This window comes from Pontibacter harenae (assembly GCF_020907245.1).
Lineage (GTDB): Bacteria > Bacteroidota > Bacteroidia > Cytophagales > Hymenobacteraceae > Pontibacter > Pontibacter harenae.
On the sequence record NZ_JAJJWH010000002.1, the window covers coordinates 16,802 to 34,578 of the forward strand.

The window sequence follows — 17,777 nt, forward strand, 5'->3', positions numbered from 1 at the left end:
TAACCTATATTCTATTTTAAGAAGAAACAGCACATAAACCTATAGTAGATACAATTTGAATATTGGTTTAATTTTATTTTTTAGAGATTAAATCAAACTTTTCTAAAATTTGCTCCGTAACCTTCCTAGGAAGATACCCCCTATATATCTTACTGTTCTTCTGCATTTTATAAAAAGGCATCATTTTTTTAAGCTAAACTATACATACTATACCAAAGCATTATCTACAAACTATGGACAACGAAGAAATGAAAGGAAAAGGTGAGAAGTCATCTGTAAATGTAAACGAGAACAGCAAAAACGAGCAACTAGAGCAGTACAGAGCTGACGCAAAAGACCAGTATATGACAACGGACCAGGGTGTTCGCGTTAGTCATACTGAGGATTCACTGAAGGCAGGATCGAGAGGCCCTTTGCTGATGGAGGACTTCCACTTCCGTGAAAAAATGACTCACTTCGATCATGAGTCTATCCCAGAAAGAATAGTGCATGCTAGAGGTTCTGGAGCACATGGTTATTTCCAACCCTACGACGATACATTGAAGGAATTTACAAAAGCTAAATTCCTGACAGACCCCAACACTAAAACCCCCGTGTTTGTGCGCTTCTCCACAGTAGTGGGTTCCAGAGGTTCGGCCGACACGGTACGAGATGTGAGAGGATTTGCTACGAAGTTCTATACCGAGCAAGGTAACTATGATTTAGTGGGAAACAATATGCCTCCATTCTTTATACAGGATGCAAATAAATTTGCAGACCTGGTGCATGCTATAAAGCCAGATCCTGATAACGAAATTCCACAGGCATCTGCTGCACACGATACTTTCTGGGATTTTGCTTCCCTTATGCCAGAGTCCATGCACATGATTATGTGGGTGCTGTCTGATCGTGCTATACCAAGAAGCTTTCGGATGATGGATGGCTTTGGCGTGCATACCTTCCGTTTGATAAATGAAGCTGGCAAAGCGCGTTTTGTTAAATTCCATTGGCGCTCTAAGCTTGGTGCACACTCGCTTGTGTGGGATGAAGCTCAGAAACTGGCAGGTAAAGATGCTGACTGGTTGCGACGCGACCTTTGGGAAGCCGTTGAGATGGGCCATTATCCTGAATATGAACTTAGCGTACAAATTGTAGAAGAGGAAGATGAGTTTAAGTTTGACTTTGATCTGCTAGACGCTACGAAGCTAATACCCGAAGAACTGGTGCCATTAAGACCAATAGGTAAGATGGTACTAAACCGCAATCCAGAAAATTTCTTTGCAGAAACAGAACAAGTGGCCTTCCACCCTGGCAACTTTGTACCAGGTATTGATGTTACAAATGACCCTCTGCTACAAGGTCGCCTTTTCTCCTACATCGATACACAGTTAAACCGCTTCCATAGTGCAAACTTTGGGGAGTTACCAATAAACAGCCCTCTTGCTAGAACACATAATAATCAAGGAGCTGGGTTTATGCGCCACACCATTAATAAGGGTAAGGTAAATTATTGGCCAAATACCCTTGGCGGAGGCTGCCCTATGATGGCCCCAGAAAACATGGGCGGCTATGTGCATTATATGGAGAAAGTTGATGGCAGAAAGATACGTGCCCGCAGCGAAAGCTTTAACGACCACTATAGCCAGGCTACGTTGTTCTGGAACTCCATGACAGAGCCAGAAAAGAAACACATTGTGAAAGCCGCTCATTTTGAACTAGGCAAAGTGATGTCGAAGGAAATACGGCAGCGCATGTTAGGCCACTTCTCTAAAATATCGATGGAACTAGCCGAGATGGTGTCTGAAGGTATTGGTGTGGAGGTGCCGAAAAACTTCAATCAGGAGTCTACAGGCAATTATGAAAACAACGAGGCTTCTAAAACAATGAAGAAAGGAAAATCTGTAAAGGAAACGCAGTTTGTGAGTATGGAGAAAAACAAAATTGAAACAGCCGTTTCAAGAAAAGTAGCCATACTACTGGAAGACGGATATGACTACTGCGAAGTAAAACAGGTAAAGGATGCACTAGAGAAAGCTGGTGCCAGTGCCAAAATCGTGTCTAAGTTCCATGGCATGCGCAAATCTAGCACAGGCGAAGAACTGGAAACAGACAAGAGCCATATTACAACAGGCTCCATAATGTACGATGCCATTTATATTCCTGATGGAGAAAAGAGTATAGAAGCTCTCTTAAAAGAAGGTGATGCTATTCATTTTGTAAACGAAGCTTTTAAGCACTGCAAACCCATCGGCACCTCAGGTGGCGGAATCAGACTTCTTGAAAAAGCCGAAGTTTTAGGTGTTGAGTTTGCAGATAAAACTTCTGGTAATGTAATATCCAATAAAGGTGTGGTAACAGCAGGAAGCGACGCTGAGGCTAGTGAGTTTACGGCACAATTCATCGTGGCTATTTCCAAGCATCGCCACTGGGACCGTGAAGAAAAAATGATGGTTCCAGCTTAAGAAGTACCATATACTTAATAAAGCTTTTCCATTTCAAAAAGTTGTTTGTGATTAATTGTACTGTCGGAGCCGCAACATTGCGGCTCCGACTTTTTACTGTGCACCCAATGAGTTGACAGGTTTTCTAATGCTCAGGCAAATAATGTATCTTTAGTCTTTGTATACATGTTGTCTTAAAATGATCAAAAAGATAAACCTCTATTTACAAGCCAGTGCATTTACTCTTTCTCTGGTTTCTTTCGCTGCCTGTCATAACAAGCTGGTTTCAACTACTCCTGCTGTTCCCATAGAAACTGGCGTTTCTCAGGCCTTAGCGGAGCATCGGGCACAAGTACTGTCTCAGGTAGCTTATAAGATAGATCTTGATATTCCAGTGCAGAAAGCGGCACCGATTCAGGCGAATGAAACTATCAGCTTCATCTTACAAGAAAACAGAGATCCTTTACAAATCGATTTCAAAGAGCAGCCTGACCACTTACAAAAGGTTTGGGTAAATGGAAGAGAGGTCGCCATCGTTCATACAAAAGAGCACTTGGTTATTTCGCCTCAGCATCTGAGAAAGGGAAAGAATGAGGTAAAAATTCAGTTTATAGCAGGGGATTTATCATTGAACCGCAACGAAAACTACCTCTACACCTTGCTGGTGCCCGACAGAGCCCGCACTGTTTTCCCCTGCTTCGATCAGCCAAACCTAAAGGCAACATACCAATTATCGTTGACTATTCCAGAGGATTGGATAGCAATTGCCAACGCGCCATTACAGGACTCTGTACTGGCAGGTCAGCGCAAAACCTATCATTACGCCAACTCCGATACTATCAGCACTTACCTTTTCTCGTTTGCGGCAGGAGAGTTCAAAGCTGTAACTAGACAGTTAAATGGCAGAACCATGCGCTTCCTGCATCGGGAAACAGACGCTGAAAAGCTGGCGCATAGCCTGGAGCCGATATTTCAACTTCACGCCGATGCCTTGTCGTTTATGGAGGATTACACGGGTATACCCTACCCTTTCCAGAAGTTTGATTTTGTAGCCATACCTGATTTTCAGTACGGCGGCATGGAGCACGTCGGGGCTATACAATACAAAGCCTCTTCCCTATTTTTAGATGAGGGCGCTACCAAAGACCAGGAAGTATCGCGTGGGAACCTGATTGCCCATGAGACCGCCCACATGTGGTTTGGTGACCTGGTAACGATGAAGTGGTTTAACGATGTGTGGACAAAAGAAGTGTTTGCCAACTTCATGGCTGATAAAGCCTCCCAAACAGCAGGCGTAGTATCTAACAACGATCTCAAGTTCCTGATCGACCATTTTCCAGCGGCCTATGGTGTTGACCGCACGGCAGGTGCCAATCCAATCCGTCAGCCACTGGACAATTTACAGGATGCGGGAACGCTTTACGGCAGCATCATCTACCATAAAGCACCCATTATGATGCGCCAACTGGAAAGGCTGATGGGAGAAGGCGCTTTTAGAGCAGGGCTGCAAGAGTACCTTAAAACTTATGCTTTCGGCAATGCCACCTGGCCAAACCTAATTGAGATACTGGACAAAAGAACGGAAAAGGACCTGCAGGCATGGAACAAAGTATGGGTAAATGAACCAGGTCGTCCAACATTTAACTATGAACTAAAAACAGAAGACGGTAAATTATCAAACTTCACCATAACCCAACAAGCTGAAGATGGTTCTGATCGCCTCTGGCCTCAGTTGTTCGAAATTGCCTTGGTATACAAAGATCGTGTAGAGGAGCTAACTGTAAACATGGATGAAAAGCAGGAGGTTGTTGCAGAGGCTGTTGGTAAAGAAAAGCCGCTGTTCGTGCTTTTCAACTCCTCGGGGCAAGGCTATGGCCAGTTTCCAATTAGCCAGGAAGGTTTAGCTTTGGTATACACATTGAAAGATCCTGTAATGCGAGCTTCAGCTTACATCAACCTATACGAAAGTATGCTGAACCAAAAAGACATCTCGCCTGATATCTTGTTGCTGAACTCCTTAACCGAACTAGCAAGGGAGCCAGAGGAGCTAAACCTGAAACTGCTGACAGGACAATTGAATGAAGTATACTGGAAATTTATTCCGACAGCTTCTAGAGACTCTATCACAACATTTGTTGAAGAAAAGCTGTGGCAAGCTGTGCAGAGAAGAGAAGCTGCTAACGAAAAGAAACTGCTCTTCAAGGCTTACCAGAACGTAGCCCTCAGCCAAAAAGCACAGGACAAACTATACCAGATATGGGAGTCACAACAGGCTCCTGATGGCGTTAAACTTTCTGAGGATGACTATACTTCTCTGGCCTTAGCCATGGCAGTTCGAGACTATAAAAGCGACATTCTGGTAAAACAACTAGCACGCATTAAAAATCCTGACCGCCAGAAACGCCTGCAGTTTATCATGCCAGCTCTTTCTGCTGATGTAGCGGTACGTGATGCCTTCTTTGCCTCACTTAGCAAGCAGGAGAACAGGGAAAAAGAGGCATGGGTGGCAGCGGCCCTAAGTTACCTGCACCATCCGCTTCGCGCTGAAACCTCTGAAAAATACTTGCAACAAAGCTTAGAACTGCTGGAAGAGATACAATTAACTGGCGATATCTTTTTCCCTACCAACTGGCTAATGGCCACCTTCAGCTCTTACCGCAGCCCAGGTGCCGCAGAAACTGTAAGAACATTTTTAGAGCAGCACCCAAGCTACAACCCAAAACTGAAAGGGAAGATTTTACAGGCAGCAGACGATGTTTTTAGAGCAGAAGAACTGCTCGAGAAGCAAAATTAACTTCTCAACCTATAATTATTCTATAGCTGGCTTCTGTATTTTAAGACAGCTTTGATATATTAAAAAGAGGCGCCAACTGTAATTGAAAGATTACGGTACTTGCCACCTGAATTGTTGTTATTCATCACTTCAGTAAAACCATGACTATACATTAGATCCGCTTCTAATATCCACAAGTTTATGCCAATACCAGCATTTAGTGCAAACTGTGCTTTCGTAATATCGTCCCTTCGTATACCGATTGTATTGTCTGCTACACCTAATGCATAAGCGAAAGATGGCCCAGCCATATAGCGCATACCTGACAAAAAGCTGTTATTTGCTTCAGTCTGGATGCCGAATAAAACTGGCACACGCAGATAACGCACCCTTAATGCATCTCTGTCTCTTGTTGCTGGCTGCATAGTCCTAATGAGATTTACTTTATTTGTAACGAAGTCAAGGCCTGGCTGTACATAAAAAAAATCTCCAATTCTGCCGTATACACCAAATTCGGTTCCTACAGCCGCATCAGATTCCGAGACAGTGGCATCATTACTCAAATTTGCCATATTAAGTCCTATTTTAGCGCCCAAACGAAGATTATCGGTTTGCGCCTGCGCTCCTACATATGTAAGTAAAGCGATAAGTATGATGAAGATTCTTTTCATGTATATTTTTTATAGTTTATACTGTTATTTCAGAATTTTAACTCAATTCTTAAGCAGAAACTTTATCAGCATATACTTATTTAGAATTTATGAGCCATAAAAAAGCAGCAGCTGGAAAACCAACTGCTGCTTTTTGCTTTATAGTACAGAATCTAACTTTTAGTAGCTAGAACCTACATATCTAGTACAATCGCGAAGATCAAAGGCGCTACAATTGTAGCATCTGATTCGATCATGTATTTTGGAGTGTCTTTTCCTAACTTACCCCAAGTAATCTTCTCATTTGGCACAGCGCCAGAATAAGAGCCGTAGCTAGTAGTAGAGTCAGAGATCTGTGCAAAGTAGCCCCAAAGCGGAACGCCTGTGCGCTGCAAATCCTGGTGAAGCATTGGTACCACGCAAATTGGGAAGTCACCTGCTATACCACCGCCAATCTGGAAGAAACCGATTTTAGATTCTTCTCTAGCAGTTTCAGTATACCAATCAGCTAGTTGCATCATATACTGTATACCAGTTTTCATGGTATGCACATTCTTAATATCACCGCTGATAACGTGACCTGCATAAATATTACCAAGGGTTGAGTCTTCCCATCCTGGGCAAATGATCGGCAGGTTTTTCTTGGCTGCTTCTAACATCCAGCTGTTCTTTGGGTCGATTTGGTAATACTGCTCCAAATCACCAGATAATAGCATTTGGTAGAAGAACTCGTGCGGGAAATAAGCCTCTCCTGCTTTATCTGCTTTCTCCCAGTACTTCAACACCACGTGCTCCAAACGGCGCATCGCCTCTTCTTCTGGTATGCAAGTATCTGTTACACGGTTTAAGTGACGGCTTAATAAAGCTTCTTCATCAGCAGCAGAAAGCTCGCGGTAATGCGGTACACGCTCATAAAAATCGTGGGCAACCAGGTTGAAGATATCCTCTTCCAGGTTGGCACCAGTACAAGAAATAGCATGCACTTTATCCTGACGAATCATCTCGGCCAGAATAATACCTAATTCAGCTGTAGACATGGCGCCTGCCAATGTAACCAGCATTTTACCACCTTCGTTAAGGTGCGTTTTGTATCCTTCGGCAGCATCAATTAAAGAGGCCGCGTTAAAGTGTTTGTAGTGTTTCTTTAAAAAATTTGTTACTTCCATTTTCATTGGTTTAAAGCCTGCCCCAATAGGACAGCTTGAGTCCGCAAGTTATGAATTATTATGATTTATACTTTACGGAGCATAAACTGCAGCAGTTCAAACCAGAAAGGCCTGGCGAATTCCTAATGACAGAATATCATCCTTTTCATTCGAGTACATAACAAGTATGGGGCCATAAAATTCCACCACTACAAAAAATATTTTACCCTAAACAGGCTTCTCTATAACCAAATTATGGTTGGTGTAAATACAAATATCAGCAGCTATCGTTAAACTTTCGCGTACCATTTCTTCGGCAGTTAAATGTGGCGCATGCTTCTTCAGAGCTAAGGCAGCAGAGTGGGCAAACATACTTCCAGAACCAATGGCAGCAATTTGACTGTCTGGCTCCAGCACATCACCTGTACCAGAGATGATCAGCAATTCTTCTTTGTTAGCTACTACCATCATTGCCTCTAACTTGCGCAGGTACTGGTCTTTGCGCCAGTCTTTTGCCAACTCAATGGCAGCACGTTTCATGTTGCTGTTATAGGCATTTAGTTTCTCTTCGAAACGCTCTAACAATGTGAAAGCGTCCGCAGTTGAACCGGCAAAACCTGTTACCACTTTACCGTCTAGCAGTTTGCGTATTTTCTTCACATTGCTTTTAGCAATGTGCTTGTCCATGGTTGCCTGTCCGTCGGCTCCAAGAGCTACTTCTCCGTTGTGGTAAACGCCTAATACCGTAGTTGATCTTATCTTCGTCATGAATTATCTGTTTTATCTATTCAGCTTATCGTTATACTTTCTTTTCTTCTGTAAAACTACGTTATCTCCAAAGAAAAAGCCAAAGCAGTAGAATGCGCCATATTGTCTGTTTATTAGAGGAAGTAAAGTTGCGTTAGTTGCTACACCATTTTTGAATGCTTATTTAAAGCAGCTTAAATATAGTAGTATCAGTACATGCAACCATTGTGACAGCATTAGGGTCAGTATTATGTATGATGCAATAGTAGATCAGCTGTTTTACTGGCTAGTTATTTGATTAAAAAGCAGCATAAGAACTATGATCTTCTTTTATTTGCTATCTGCATGATAAAAGAAGGCAGTACTAAAGGGGCATAATAGCCTTTTCTTTTAAATTCATTTTAATATTTTACATCAATTCCATCCCATGAAAAAAAGTTTTTCCAGCTTTTCATTAAAAAAAGTAACCCTTATGTTATGCGGCGCTTTAGCGCTGACATTTACAGGATGTATAGACAAAGAAGAAGAGGCTTCGCCCATCTATCCTGCTGTAGCTTCTGTTTATCATGCTTCTCCAGATGCACCCGACTTCGACGTTTACTTAAATAACTATAAAATAAATACGCAGGCTTTCAAGTACTCGAACTACGCTTCGTATTTCAATATTGGGTCAGGTTCAAAAAGTTTAAAGTTAACACCTTTTAATGATGATAATGCGCTTCTTGACACCGCTATCACTTTCCAGCAGGACCAGGCGTATTCACTCTTCGCAACAAACGCGGTGCAGAATCTGGAACTTTTAGTGGTGAAAGATAGCCTTGTCGTACCTAATGGAGGAAAGTCTAGTATCCGTTTTATTCACTTGTCCCCTGATGCCCCTGCAGTAGAAATAAATGCAACAGGTACATCAAGCACAACATTGGAATTGGGTGCAGCTTATAAAGAAAACACCGCCTACAGCGAAATAACATCTAACACTTACGGCTTTGTAGTTCGCGATGCCGCAACAGATGAAGAACTTCTGACAGTACAGAATATCAGTTTGAGTTCTGGAAGAATTTACACCTTTGTTCTTCGTGGCTACACTACGCCTCCAGAAGGAAATTCCAATACGCTAAACCTGCAGGTTGTCACCAATTACTAGAGTATTGCAATACGGTAGCTTGTTTTGTTTGATAGTTAACCTTATTTTTAGTTAAGCAAGCTACTGTAAAACTATCTATACAAAATCCTCAACAGCCTAACCTTCTATGAAGACCTGTACTACCTTTCGACACCTCAGCCTCGCCATCATTCTTGTTACCCTTCTCAGTTCTTGTAAAAAAGAAAAAGTAGGCGTAGTAGCCATGTCTGATTCTACGAAAGCGTGGTTGCATGAAACGAACGGGAAAATTAGCTTTTCAACGTTTGCAGGTGACCAGCAAGAACTTACTGTGAAGGTGAAAGAGGAGGTGAAAGTTCGGCCTCCTTCATTTGGAAATGGCTATGAAGAAGTCCAGACGCGGGAGGTATTATTCGAAGCAAATCATTCGAATCTGAAGATTTTGATAATGGCTGAGCGTAGTTTTGTTTATTTCAGAAGCACTGCTCCATACTACCACGATGATACTTATGCTGCACTATTTACCAGTAGCAATCCTATACAGGAATATGTAAACGAATACAGAGTTGCTGCTGAGCTTATAGATAATGTATCGCTCGGTGGTAAAAATTACGACCGTGTAGTTCATATCCGTTTTCCTTACTATCCAGATTTTCCAGATAGCTTGCGCGAACTTTTCTATAGTAAGCAAGATGGTCTGATAGCATATACCACCGTTGACAATAGAATGTGGTATCTTGATGAATAGTAATTGAAGACTACGTTTAGGCATTCAAGTAAAGGCCGTCGGTTGTTTCGGTTAACTCAGAAAAAGTCGGACTGATAAAAGGACCAACTTAATACAATTTACTTAATTGCGCTTCCCCGTATTCAGAAACTGAAAGAATGATGCTGTATGACACTTCATCGGATTCTGCAAGTTGAACGCTACCAGATCCGTTACTGACAAGGACAACAGAAACAACAAGCTCATCTGCATGAAAAGTCTTGAAAGACTCAACAGATGACAGAACCTTAACAAGAGATTTGTCTTTTACCTGCGCTACCTGAGGCTTTAGATTTTGCCCAAATGTGAGGGGGGAATGCAAGAAGAGAGCTACTAGAAACAGATATTTCATATCACATCATTTAGATCAACATCATCATGTCTGAAGATAATTAAAAGTAGCAAGCATAAAAAAGCCTCTCCGTTTCCGAAGAGGCTTTTCTTTATTTATACTGAAAGGAATTAAACCAAGATTCTTACTGGGTTCTCCAACAGGTTCTTGAATGTTTGCAGGAAGGCAGAACCCACGGCTCCGTCTACCACGCGGTGGTCGCAAGACAACGTAACTTTCATGATGTTACCGATCTTAATTTCACCGTTCTTCACCACAGGTACCTGCGAAATACCACCTACTGCCAAAATACAAGCATTTGGCGGGTTGATGATAGCTGTGAACTCGTCTATGCCGAACATTCCTAAGTTAGAGATAGAGAACGTGCTACCTTCCATTTGCGCAGGCTGCAGTTTCTTGCTCTTCGCCTTGCCACCTAAGTCTTTTACTTCCGCAGAGATAGCAGAAAGCGACTTGAAGTCAGCGTTTTTCACAACTGGTACCAGCAGGCCTTCTTCTACCGCTACAGCCACACCAATATGTACGTGCTTGTTATAACGAATCTTATCGCCTAACCATGATGAATTAACAGCAGGGTGCTGACGTAAGGCAGCAGCAGCAGCTTTAATCACCAAGTCGTTAAAAGAGATCTTAACAGGAGAAATTTCATTCATGCTGGCACGAGCTTCCATCGCTTTGTCCATATCAATAGACATGGTCAGGTAGAAGTGTGGAGCAGTAAATAAGCTTTCACCCAAACGACGCGCTATTACTTTACGCATCTGAGATACATTTACCTCTTCGTAGTCTTCTGTAGCAGTACCAGGCATAATGCTTGGAGCCGGCGTTGCAGCTGGACTAGCGGCAGCTTGTTGTTGCGGTGCAGCAGATGGCGTGAAGCTTTCTACATCTCGCAGTACAATACGGCCACCTTCGCCAGAACCTTGCACCTGAGAAAGGCTGATGCCTTTTTCCTGTGCTACTTTCTTAGCAAGCGGAGAAGCTTTAATTCTTCCGCCTTCATCTGTTGTAGAAGATGAAGTTTCTGTTGCGCCTGGCACAGTGGTATTTACTGCACTTTCGTTCATAGAAGACGCTGCACGAGACTGGATATCTTCATCTGTCTTCGCGTTCTCCTCACGTGAATCTAGGTTAGCTTCGCCACCACCGCTTAACAAAGCCTGATAGTTAGCACCTTGCTCACCGATTACGGCAATTACAGCATCAACTGGTACAGAACTTCCTGCGTCTACACCAATGTGTAGCAACGTTCCGTCTTCGTACGCTTCCAGTTCCATTGTAGCTTTGTCTGTTTCAACTTCAGCCAGTATGTCGCCAGACTTAACTTTGTCGCCCACTTTCTTCAGCCACGAAACAAGCACACCTTCTGTCATGGTGTCGCTCATTTTTGGCATGCGGATAACAGAAGCCTTGATGTTGCTGGTATCTACTTTAGCACTTGCAGCAGGAGCCTCTTGCTTGGCAGGAGCCGCAGCTGGTGCCTCTTCTTTTTTCTCTTCCTGAGGAGCAGCAATGCCACCGCCTTTTGCTTGGTTCACCAAGTCAGAGATATCATCTCCTTCTTTACCAATGATAGCGATTACTGCATCAACTGGTACCGAGTCGCCTTTTTTAGGACCGATGTATAAAAGAGTGCCATCGTTGTAGGACTCTAGTTCCATGGTGGCTTTATCAGTTTCTACCTCTGCCAGTACGTCGCCAGAGCTAACCTTATCACCAACACTTTTGAGCCAAGATGCAATTACCCCTTCGGTCATCGTATCACTCATCTTTGGCATTCGAATAACTTCAGCCATATTATCTTGTTTTATGTCGCCTAATTTCGTCTAATGTATCGTAGCCCAAAATTAGATTTAAAAATATTTTATTCAAACTATACTTGTTATTTATTGTTGGCGCTTAGCCTTTCGTTTGTGCATCTTCGTTAAATTTAGCCAGATGCTCCACATCGCAGTAGCTCTTTACCTGAAACATAGTCCCTGTATAGTCAAGTCTGTAGAGGCACAGATTCTGGTGCTCAAACTCCTCCATGCAGCTTAATGGATAATTCAACAACACACAAAGCAGAATACGCATCGCGCGGCCATGCATACAAATTAAAATTGTTTCTTCTTCTGGTCTGCTCAATATTAGATCTACCACAGGCCTTTGCCGTGCAGCCACTACCTCAGGGCTCTCCCCTCCTTCTATGCATACACTTGTTTCGCCGTTAGTCCAGCGTTGCAGCATGTCAAAGTAATAGGCATCCTCCTCTGGCGTCATGCGTGTGCCCTCACGTGTACCCCAGCTTATTTCGTTCAGCCCCGCATGTTTTTCGTGTGGAATACCCAAATCAATAAAACCCTGCACCGACTGCACACTGCGCTGCAAGGCAGAAGTATAAACTTTATCGAAGGGAACATCTTTGTACTGCTCAAAAAACAGTTCTGCCTGGCGCTGCCCTGTAGAGTTAAGCACAGAATCGATTCCACTGCCTTGTACTACGCCTCTAAGGTTATAGTCGGTCTGTCCGTGGCGGACAAGGTATATTTTCTTAATACTCAAAATTCTTCTACTTTTGTCTTGTTATCATTTCTATTCCGCAATAAATATAGGAATCGCAGCGTATGCATAAAAACAATAGTACGGTAGAGCGTGTAAAAGAGTGGTGTAAAAATACCATGATGGAGCATATTGGCATCGAAATAACTGAGATTGGCGATAAATACATCTGTGGTAAAATGCCTGTAGACCATCGTACACACCAGCCGATGGGCCTTTTGCACGGAGGAGCTTCTGTTGTTCTGGCAGAGTCTTTAGCCAGTATGGGAGCTGCCTTGCAGGTAGACCTGGAGAAGAAAGCCTGTGTGGGCCTGGAAATAAACGCCAACCACATGCGGGGCATACGAGAAGGCTGGGCATACGGCAAAGCTTCGGCTATACATGTGGGGCAGACAACGCAGGTTTGGGAAACGAAAATTACAAATGAGGCGGGCGACCTGATCTGCATCAGCCGCATGACGGTAGCCGTGATCGACAAAAAATAAAACTATGGCACAAGCATCTGCCCCTGAAGAAGCGGCAAGAGGTGCAGCAGCACACAACTATACCTTAGAACAAACTATTCATACGGCCCTTAAGCTAGGTAAAGCAGTAGCCGCCTGGCGGCTACCCAATACATCCGAAGCTCACGTAGCAGTTTCTTTACAGGACAAGTATACGACGACACCACCTACATTAGAGAACAGCCCCTTCGGTTTCCTCTTCTGCCCTTTTCAAGAGTCTGAATCAATGCAGAACCTTTTCATAAAAGCTGATTTATACTTCAGTCAGGTAGCAGGTATTCATAAAGCTGCCACCGATGCGCCTGCACAAGAAGTGGCAGAATTTGAAAAGGCGCTGACGCAGGATGATAGTAATTCAACCTGGCACACCTCCTCTTCTAAACAATCTCATGAGCAGCAATCGGATGAGTATTTTCAGCAAAAGGTAGCGCACGCCGTTAGTGCTATACAGGCTGAAGAGATGGAGAAAGTTGTTCTATCTCGATCAAACATTGTAGCCCTTCCAAAAAATTTTGACTTGGCCGCAGCTTTCCAGCTTATGTGCCAGAAGCATCCGCGAGCTTTTGTTTCTGTAGTTTCGGCACCTGGTGTGGGCACTTGGGCTGGCGCTTCCCCAGAAATTTTAGTTAGCATTAACGAGCAGCAGATTTTTCATACTGTTGCCTTAGCAGGCACACAGCCTGCTACTGAAAGTGTAGCAGATGCCATTTGGCGGCAGAAAGAAATTGAGGAGCAGGCCATGGTGGAGCGTTATATTCTGCTTTGTTTTAAAAGCCTGCGCCTGCGTGAGTATACAGAAGTTGGCCCTCGCACCGTGATAGCCGGAAACCTAATGCACCTCCGCACCGACTTCAAAGTTGATTTAAAAGAAGTAGATTTTCCGAGCCTAGGCACCGAAATGCTGCGACTGCTGCACCCCACTTCTGCCGTTTGCGGTTTACCGAAAGCACCTGCCCTTAAGTTTATACTGGAACATGAAGGTTATAATCGCAGCTATTACAGCGGTTTTTTAGGGCCAGTAAACAGCAAGGCTGGAACACATCTTTTCGTGAACCTGCGCTGTATGCAAATTTTACAAGAGCAAGCCATTATCTACGCTGGTGCTGGCATTACCGCCGAATCGGATCCAGCCAAAGAGTGGGTGGAAACACAGCATAAGATGTACGCCATGCAACATGTTTTAGAACTGATTCAGGATTAAAATTTGAAGATGAGGATATTTGAAGATGCAAAAATTGGAGATGTGGAGATGTGGAGATATGAAAGATAATGAATGGTTTGGAAAATCTGAATGACTACATGCTCCTTGTAGAAGCCTCCGCCGTTGTTGCGTGTTTACACCAACAACTCCAAGCACAGCAGGAGTAGCAAAGAGCCCTCATTTCTCTCAAACATATTATGGTTGTTGGTCAAAAGACGCAACAACGGCAACCGATCTTGCACAATCAATATTTAATCATTCAAAATCCAGTTATTCAAAATTAACTTATGATCATACAGCCTGTTGTAAATATAGCCGAGATTTGTGCTCAGAAAGGTGTGGAGCAGGTAGTACTGTCTCCTGGTTCGCGTTGTGCGCCTCTGACCATTGCTTTCGCAAGACACCCGAAGCTGAATGTGCGGACAGTAACAGATGAACGTGCCGCTGCTTTCATTGCTTTGGGCATGGCCCTTACAACAGGAAAACCAACGGTACTAATTTGTACTTCGGGCACAGCGGCGCTTAACTATGCGCCAGCCGTGGCAGAGGCTTATTTCCAGCAGGTACCTTTACTAATTCTTACCGCCGACCGTCCTCCTGAATGGATAGACCAACTGGACGGGCAGACGATTCGGCAGCAAAACGTATATGGGCAGCACATAAAGCAGAGATATACTTTTCCAGTAGATTTTTCGCACAAGGATGCCGTTTGGCATAGCGAACGCATGGTTTCGGAAGCTTTAAACGAAACTGTGGCTTTTCCTGCTGGGCCTGTGCATATCAATATACCGTTGCGCGAGCCTTTCTATCCTGCCCCAGGCGAGGAAATAAGCTTTGATGCGCAGGTGAAAGTAATTGCGGAAGAGCCTAATTCCTATGATCTTAGTGCGTCTCAACTGCATAAACTTCAGCAGGAAATACAGCAGTACAAACGAATTTTAGTAGTAGCAGGTCAGGATATATATAACCCCCAACTACTGCAAAGTTTAGAGGCATTTTCGGAAGCTACAGGTGCTGTGGTGGTAGGTGATATTATCAGCAATATTCAGGATCTGCCGTCGGTGGTACGGTACCAGGATGCGCTTCTCTCCTGCCCTGACGAAGAAAAGCTGAAAGCTTTCCAACCTGATTTACTCATCACCTTCGGCAAGTCTATCATTTCTAAAAGCCTTAAACTGCACCTGCGCAAATACAAACCAAAGGGGCAATGGCATGTGCAGCCAGCTGGTCAGGTAGCAGATACTTTTCAGGCTTTAACAAAGATTGTGCGCTGTGCTCCAGAAAATTTCTTTTCTACTTTGGCTGGTAGTACAGAAACTGATGCAACGTATGCGAAAGCCTGGGCTGAAATGAATGCGATAGCAGGCAATTTCTTACAACAGTATTTGTCAGACGCAACGTATAGCGAACTTTCTATTGTGGCAAAAGTGGTGGCAGCATTACCCCAACACAGCAACCTAAATCTGGCCAACAGCATGGCAGTGCGCTATGCAAATATCATTGCGCTACAGCCTGAGCAACAGGTGCAAGTATACGCCAACCGCGGCACCAGTGGCATAGATGGCAGCAATAGTACGGCTGTTGGCTGCGCCCTTAGCAGCCAACAAATCACCACATTAATCACAGGCGATCTAGCTTTCTTTTATGACCGCAACGGTTTATGGCACAACTACCTGCCGCAGAACTTGCGCATTGTGCTTTTAAACAATCATGCAGGCGGCATTTTTAGATTAATAGATGGGCCAAAGCAACAACCTGAACTGGAGCCGTTTTTCGAAACTAAACAAACTTTAAGTGCTGAAAACACAGCCAAGGATTTCGGCATGAACTATAAAGCCATCAATTCTTTAGAAGAACTGGAACAGGTCCTGCCTTTATTTTTCTCAGAAAAAGAAGGTGTAAGCATTCTCGAAGTCTTTACCGATAGCAAAGAAAATGCAGCTTTGTTTGCCACCTATAAACAGGCGTTAAGAAAGGCATTTTAAACCTCTGTTTAGAAGAAGCGAGACATTGTTAGTTACCGCTCACTTAACAAGTGTTGTAAATATTTCGTATCTTAAACAAATAGCTATATATGTTTCATTTAAAGCTTTTTGTTATGGATATTCTTCACCACGCGCAGCAAAAGTCACGAGTTTCCAGTGCTAATAATCCTGTATGGATGGATGCTCTCCGAATTGCTCTGGGGCTATTCCTCTTCATCAAAGGGGTGCTGTTTCTTCAAAACACTGTAGATGTTTTTGCCTTACTCAGCATGCAAACTGACGCCGAGGATCTGAGAAGGGCAAACATGTTTTTCAGCTTCGTACATATGATCGGTGGTTTGATGATTGCCTTTGGTGCACTTACACGCCTGGCGCTTCTTTTACAGATTCCTATACTTGTTGGAGCAGCGTTATTGGTAAACCCTCAGAATGGCTTCTACCTCGAAAACACCGAACTTTGGCTGTCTTTTATTGTGCTTGGCCTGCTACTCTTTTTCATGATTATTGGCCCAGGCCGCTACTCCGTCGATAACCTGGTGCTGCGCCCGAGGCCCGAGCAAGTGGAAGAAAATTCATTTTAGAGCTCCCTGTACCTAAAATTGCCTTTTTACTTAGAACAAATGCGGCAATATCGTACTTTTACATGGAGAGCGGTATTGCCGCATATGTTTAACTGACGATCGTTTAAATGGAAAGTAAGTATAACTGGACCACATTAAAAGAGTACAAAGAGATTCTTTTTCAATTTTATAACGGCATTGCTAAAATCAGCATCAACCGTCCGCAGGTACACAATGCCTTTACCCCACGCACCGTAACAGAAATGAGCGAAGCGATGGAACTGGCGCGCCAGAACCCTGATATAGGTGCCATCATTTTAACTGGTGAAGGCGGAAAAGCCTTCTGCAGTGGCGGCGACCAGAGTGTACGCGGACACGGTGGATACATTGGTGAAGACACCGTACCACGCCTGAACGTGCTAGACCTGCAGATGCAGATTCGCCGCATACCAAAGCCAGTAGTGGCTATGGTGGCAGGTTGGGCCATTGGTGGTGGACACGTATTGCACGTGGTATGCGACTTAACCATTGCTGCTGAGAATGCACGCTTCGGACAGACGGGACCTAAAGTTGGTTCATTCGACGGTGGTTTCGGAGCATCTTACCTGGCACGCATTGTTGGTCAGAAAAAAGCCAGAGAAATATGGTTCCTTTGTGACCAGTACGACGCGCAGGAAGCTAAGGAAATGGGCTTGGTGAATAAAGTTGTGCCGTTGGAGCAGCTAGAGGAAACAACAGTAGCCTGGTGCGAGAAAATGCTGGAGCGCAGTCCGCTGGCGTTACGTATGTTGAAAGCATCGTTTAATGCTGAGTTAGACGGTCAGGCTGGTATACAGCAACTGGCAGGTGATGCTACGTTACTTTACTATTTATCAGAAGAAGCCAAAGAAGGTAAGAATGCTTTCCTGGAGAAGCGCAAACCCGATTTTTCTAAGTACCCGAAATTCCCTTGATATACTAGGCAAAAGCGGGTCTAGAATCAGCAAATAAATATACAAGATGAGCAGGGAAGATACTATACTTTTCTGCTCA

Annotated in this window: 15 protein-coding genes; 9 read left to right on the forward strand and 6 right to left on the reverse strand. The window is 43.8% G+C overall.

Features of this window, described 5'->3' with window-relative positions; translation table 11 throughout:
• Nucleotides 1-233 precede the first annotated feature (233 nt).
• Nucleotides 234-2,441: a catalase gene (locus LN893_RS01415; protein ID WP_229967558.1), complete on the forward strand. Its 2,208-nt coding sequence runs from the start codon at nucleotides 234-236 to the stop codon at nucleotides 2,439-2,441.
• A 178-nt stretch (nucleotides 2,442-2,619) separates the two neighbouring features.
• Nucleotides 2,620-5,214, forward strand: coding sequence for a M1 family metallopeptidase (locus LN893_RS01420; RefSeq protein WP_229967560.1), 2,595 nt, complete (start codon nucleotides 2,620-2,622; stop codon nucleotides 5,212-5,214).
• Nucleotides 5,215-5,273: 59 nt separating this feature from the next.
• Here LN893_RS01420 and LN893_RS01425 read toward each other — a convergent pair whose 3' ends face one another.
• The 3 genes from LN893_RS01425 to hslV all read right to left on the reverse strand — a co-directional run bounded on the left by LN893_RS01425 (nucleotide 5,274) and on the right by hslV (nucleotide 7,756).
• Nucleotides 5,274-5,864 carry an outer membrane beta-barrel protein gene (locus LN893_RS01425; protein ID WP_229967562.1) on the reverse strand — a complete coding sequence of 197 codons (591 nt, stop codon included), beginning with the start codon at nucleotides 5,862-5,864 and terminating at the stop codon, nucleotides 5,274-5,276.
• A 173-nt stretch (nucleotides 5,865-6,037) separates the two neighbouring features.
• Nucleotides 6,038-7,009 carry a deoxyhypusine synthase family protein gene (locus tag LN893_RS01430; protein WP_229967564.1) on the reverse strand — a complete coding sequence of 324 codons (972 nt, stop codon included), beginning with the start codon at nucleotides 7,007-7,009 and terminating at the stop codon, nucleotides 6,038-6,040.
• A gap of 207 nt (nucleotides 7,010-7,216) precedes the next feature.
• A complete protein-coding gene (gene hslV, locus LN893_RS01435) occupies nucleotides 7,217-7,756 on the reverse strand; it encodes an ATP-dependent protease subunit HslV (protein WP_229967565.1) in 540 nt (179 codons plus the stop codon).
• A gap of 406 nt (nucleotides 7,757-8,162) precedes the next feature.
• Between hslV and LN893_RS01440 the strand changes: the two genes are divergently transcribed.
• Nucleotides 8,163-8,879 (forward strand): DUF4397 domain-containing protein, encoded by a 717-nt coding sequence (locus tag LN893_RS01440; protein WP_229967567.1) that lies wholly within the window; start codon nucleotides 8,163-8,165, stop codon nucleotides 8,877-8,879.
• Between the two features lie 106 nt (nucleotides 8,880-8,985).
• The gene (locus LN893_RS01445) at nucleotides 8,986-9,585 is read left to right on the forward strand and encodes a hypothetical protein (protein ID WP_229967569.1); all 600 of its coding nucleotides are present in this window, start codon (nucleotides 8,986-8,988) and stop codon (nucleotides 9,583-9,585) included.
• A gap of 88 nt (nucleotides 9,586-9,673) precedes the next feature.
• Here LN893_RS01445 and LN893_RS01450 read toward each other — a convergent pair whose 3' ends face one another.
• From LN893_RS01450 to LN893_RS01460, 3 genes are all read right to left on the reverse strand, one after another.
• A complete protein-coding gene (locus LN893_RS01450; protein WP_229967571.1) occupies nucleotides 9,674-9,955 on the reverse strand; it encodes a hypothetical protein in 282 nt (93 codons plus the stop codon).
• A 110-nt stretch (nucleotides 9,956-10,065) separates the two neighbouring features.
• Entirely contained in the window at nucleotides 10,066-11,751 is a 1,686-nt protein-coding gene (locus tag LN893_RS01455) for a pyruvate dehydrogenase complex dihydrolipoamide acetyltransferase (RefSeq protein WP_229967574.1), read from the reverse strand.
• Nucleotides 11,752-11,854: 103 nt separating this feature from the next.
• The gene (locus LN893_RS01460) at nucleotides 11,855-12,499 is read right to left on the reverse strand and encodes a histidine phosphatase family protein (RefSeq protein ID WP_229967576.1); all 645 of its coding nucleotides are present in this window, start codon (nucleotides 12,497-12,499) and stop codon (nucleotides 11,855-11,857) included.
• Nucleotides 12,500-12,561: 62 nt separating this feature from the next.
• Between LN893_RS01460 and LN893_RS01465 the strand changes: the two genes are divergently transcribed.
• From LN893_RS01465 to menB, 5 genes are all read left to right on the forward strand, one after another.
• Nucleotides 12,562-12,981 carry a hotdog fold thioesterase gene (locus LN893_RS01465; RefSeq protein WP_229967578.1) on the forward strand — a complete coding sequence of 140 codons (420 nt, stop codon included), beginning with the start codon at nucleotides 12,562-12,564 and terminating at the stop codon, nucleotides 12,979-12,981.
• A 4-nt stretch (nucleotides 12,982-12,985) separates the two neighbouring features.
• A complete protein-coding gene (locus tag LN893_RS01470) occupies nucleotides 12,986-14,200 on the forward strand; it encodes a chorismate-binding protein (protein WP_229967580.1) in 1,215 nt (404 codons plus the stop codon).
• A 287-nt stretch (nucleotides 14,201-14,487) separates the two neighbouring features.
• On the forward strand, nucleotides 14,488-16,185 hold the full coding sequence (gene menD, locus LN893_RS01475) for a 2-succinyl-5-enolpyruvyl-6-hydroxy-3-cyclohexene-1-carboxylic-acid synthase (protein WP_229967582.1): 1,698 nt from the start codon (nucleotides 14,488-14,490) through the stop codon (nucleotides 16,183-16,185).
• Between the two features lie 113 nt (nucleotides 16,186-16,298).
• Complete coding sequence (locus LN893_RS01480; protein ID WP_229967583.1) at nucleotides 16,299-16,766, forward strand: DoxX family protein; 468 nt, start codon at nucleotides 16,299-16,301, stop codon at nucleotides 16,764-16,766.
• A 107-nt stretch (nucleotides 16,767-16,873) separates the two neighbouring features.
• Entirely contained in the window at nucleotides 16,874-17,698 is an 825-nt protein-coding gene (menB, locus tag LN893_RS01485) for a 1,4-dihydroxy-2-naphthoyl-CoA synthase (protein WP_229967586.1), read from the forward strand.
• Nucleotides 17,699-17,777 lie beyond the last annotated feature (79 nt).

Bases quoted from the DNA above. Each gene is read 5' to 3' on its own strand.
- menD (WP_229967582.1), top strand. From the start codon at position 14,488: ATGATCATACAGCCTGTTGTAAATATAGCCGAGATTTGTGCTCAGAAA.
- LN893_RS01420 (WP_229967560.1), top strand. From the start codon at position 2,620: ATGATCAAAAAGATAAACCTCTATTTACAAGCCAGTGCATTTACTCTT.
- LN893_RS01470 (WP_229967580.1), top strand. From the start codon at position 12,986: ATGGCACAAGCATCTGCCCCTGAAGAAGCGGCAAGAGGTGCAGCAGCA.
- LN893_RS01465 (WP_229967578.1), top strand. From the start codon at position 12,562: ATGCATAAAAACAATAGTACGGTAGAGCGTGTAAAAGAGTGGTGTAAA.
- LN893_RS01445 (WP_229967569.1), top strand. From the start codon at position 8,986: ATGAAGACCTGTACTACCTTTCGACACCTCAGCCTCGCCATCATTCTT.
- LN893_RS01415 (WP_229967558.1), top strand. From the start codon at position 234: ATGGACAACGAAGAAATGAAAGGAAAAGGTGAGAAGTCATCTGTAAAT.
- menB (WP_229967586.1), top strand. From the start codon at position 16,874: ATGGAAAGTAAGTATAACTGGACCACATTAAAAGAGTACAAAGAGATT.
- LN893_RS01425 (WP_229967562.1), bottom strand. From the start codon at position 5,864: ATGAAAAGAATCTTCATCATACTTATCGCTTTACTTACATATGTAGGA.
- LN893_RS01480 (WP_229967583.1), top strand. From the start codon at position 16,299: ATGGATATTCTTCACCACGCGCAGCAAAAGTCACGAGTTTCCAGTGCT.
- LN893_RS01430 (WP_229967564.1), bottom strand. From the start codon at position 7,009: ATGGAAGTAACAAATTTTTTAAAGAAACACTACAAACACTTTAACGCG.
- LN893_RS01455 (WP_229967574.1), bottom strand. From the start codon at position 11,751: ATGGCTGAAGTTATTCGAATGCCAAAGATGAGTGATACGATGACCGAA.
- LN893_RS01450 (WP_229967571.1), bottom strand. From the start codon at position 9,955: ATGAAATATCTGTTTCTAGTAGCTCTCTTCTTGCATTCCCCCCTCACA.
- hslV (WP_229967565.1), bottom strand. From the start codon at position 7,756: ATGACGAAGATAAGATCAACTACGGTATTAGGCGTTTACCACAACGGA.
- LN893_RS01440 (WP_229967567.1), top strand. From the start codon at position 8,163: ATGAAAAAAAGTTTTTCCAGCTTTTCATTAAAAAAAGTAACCCTTATG.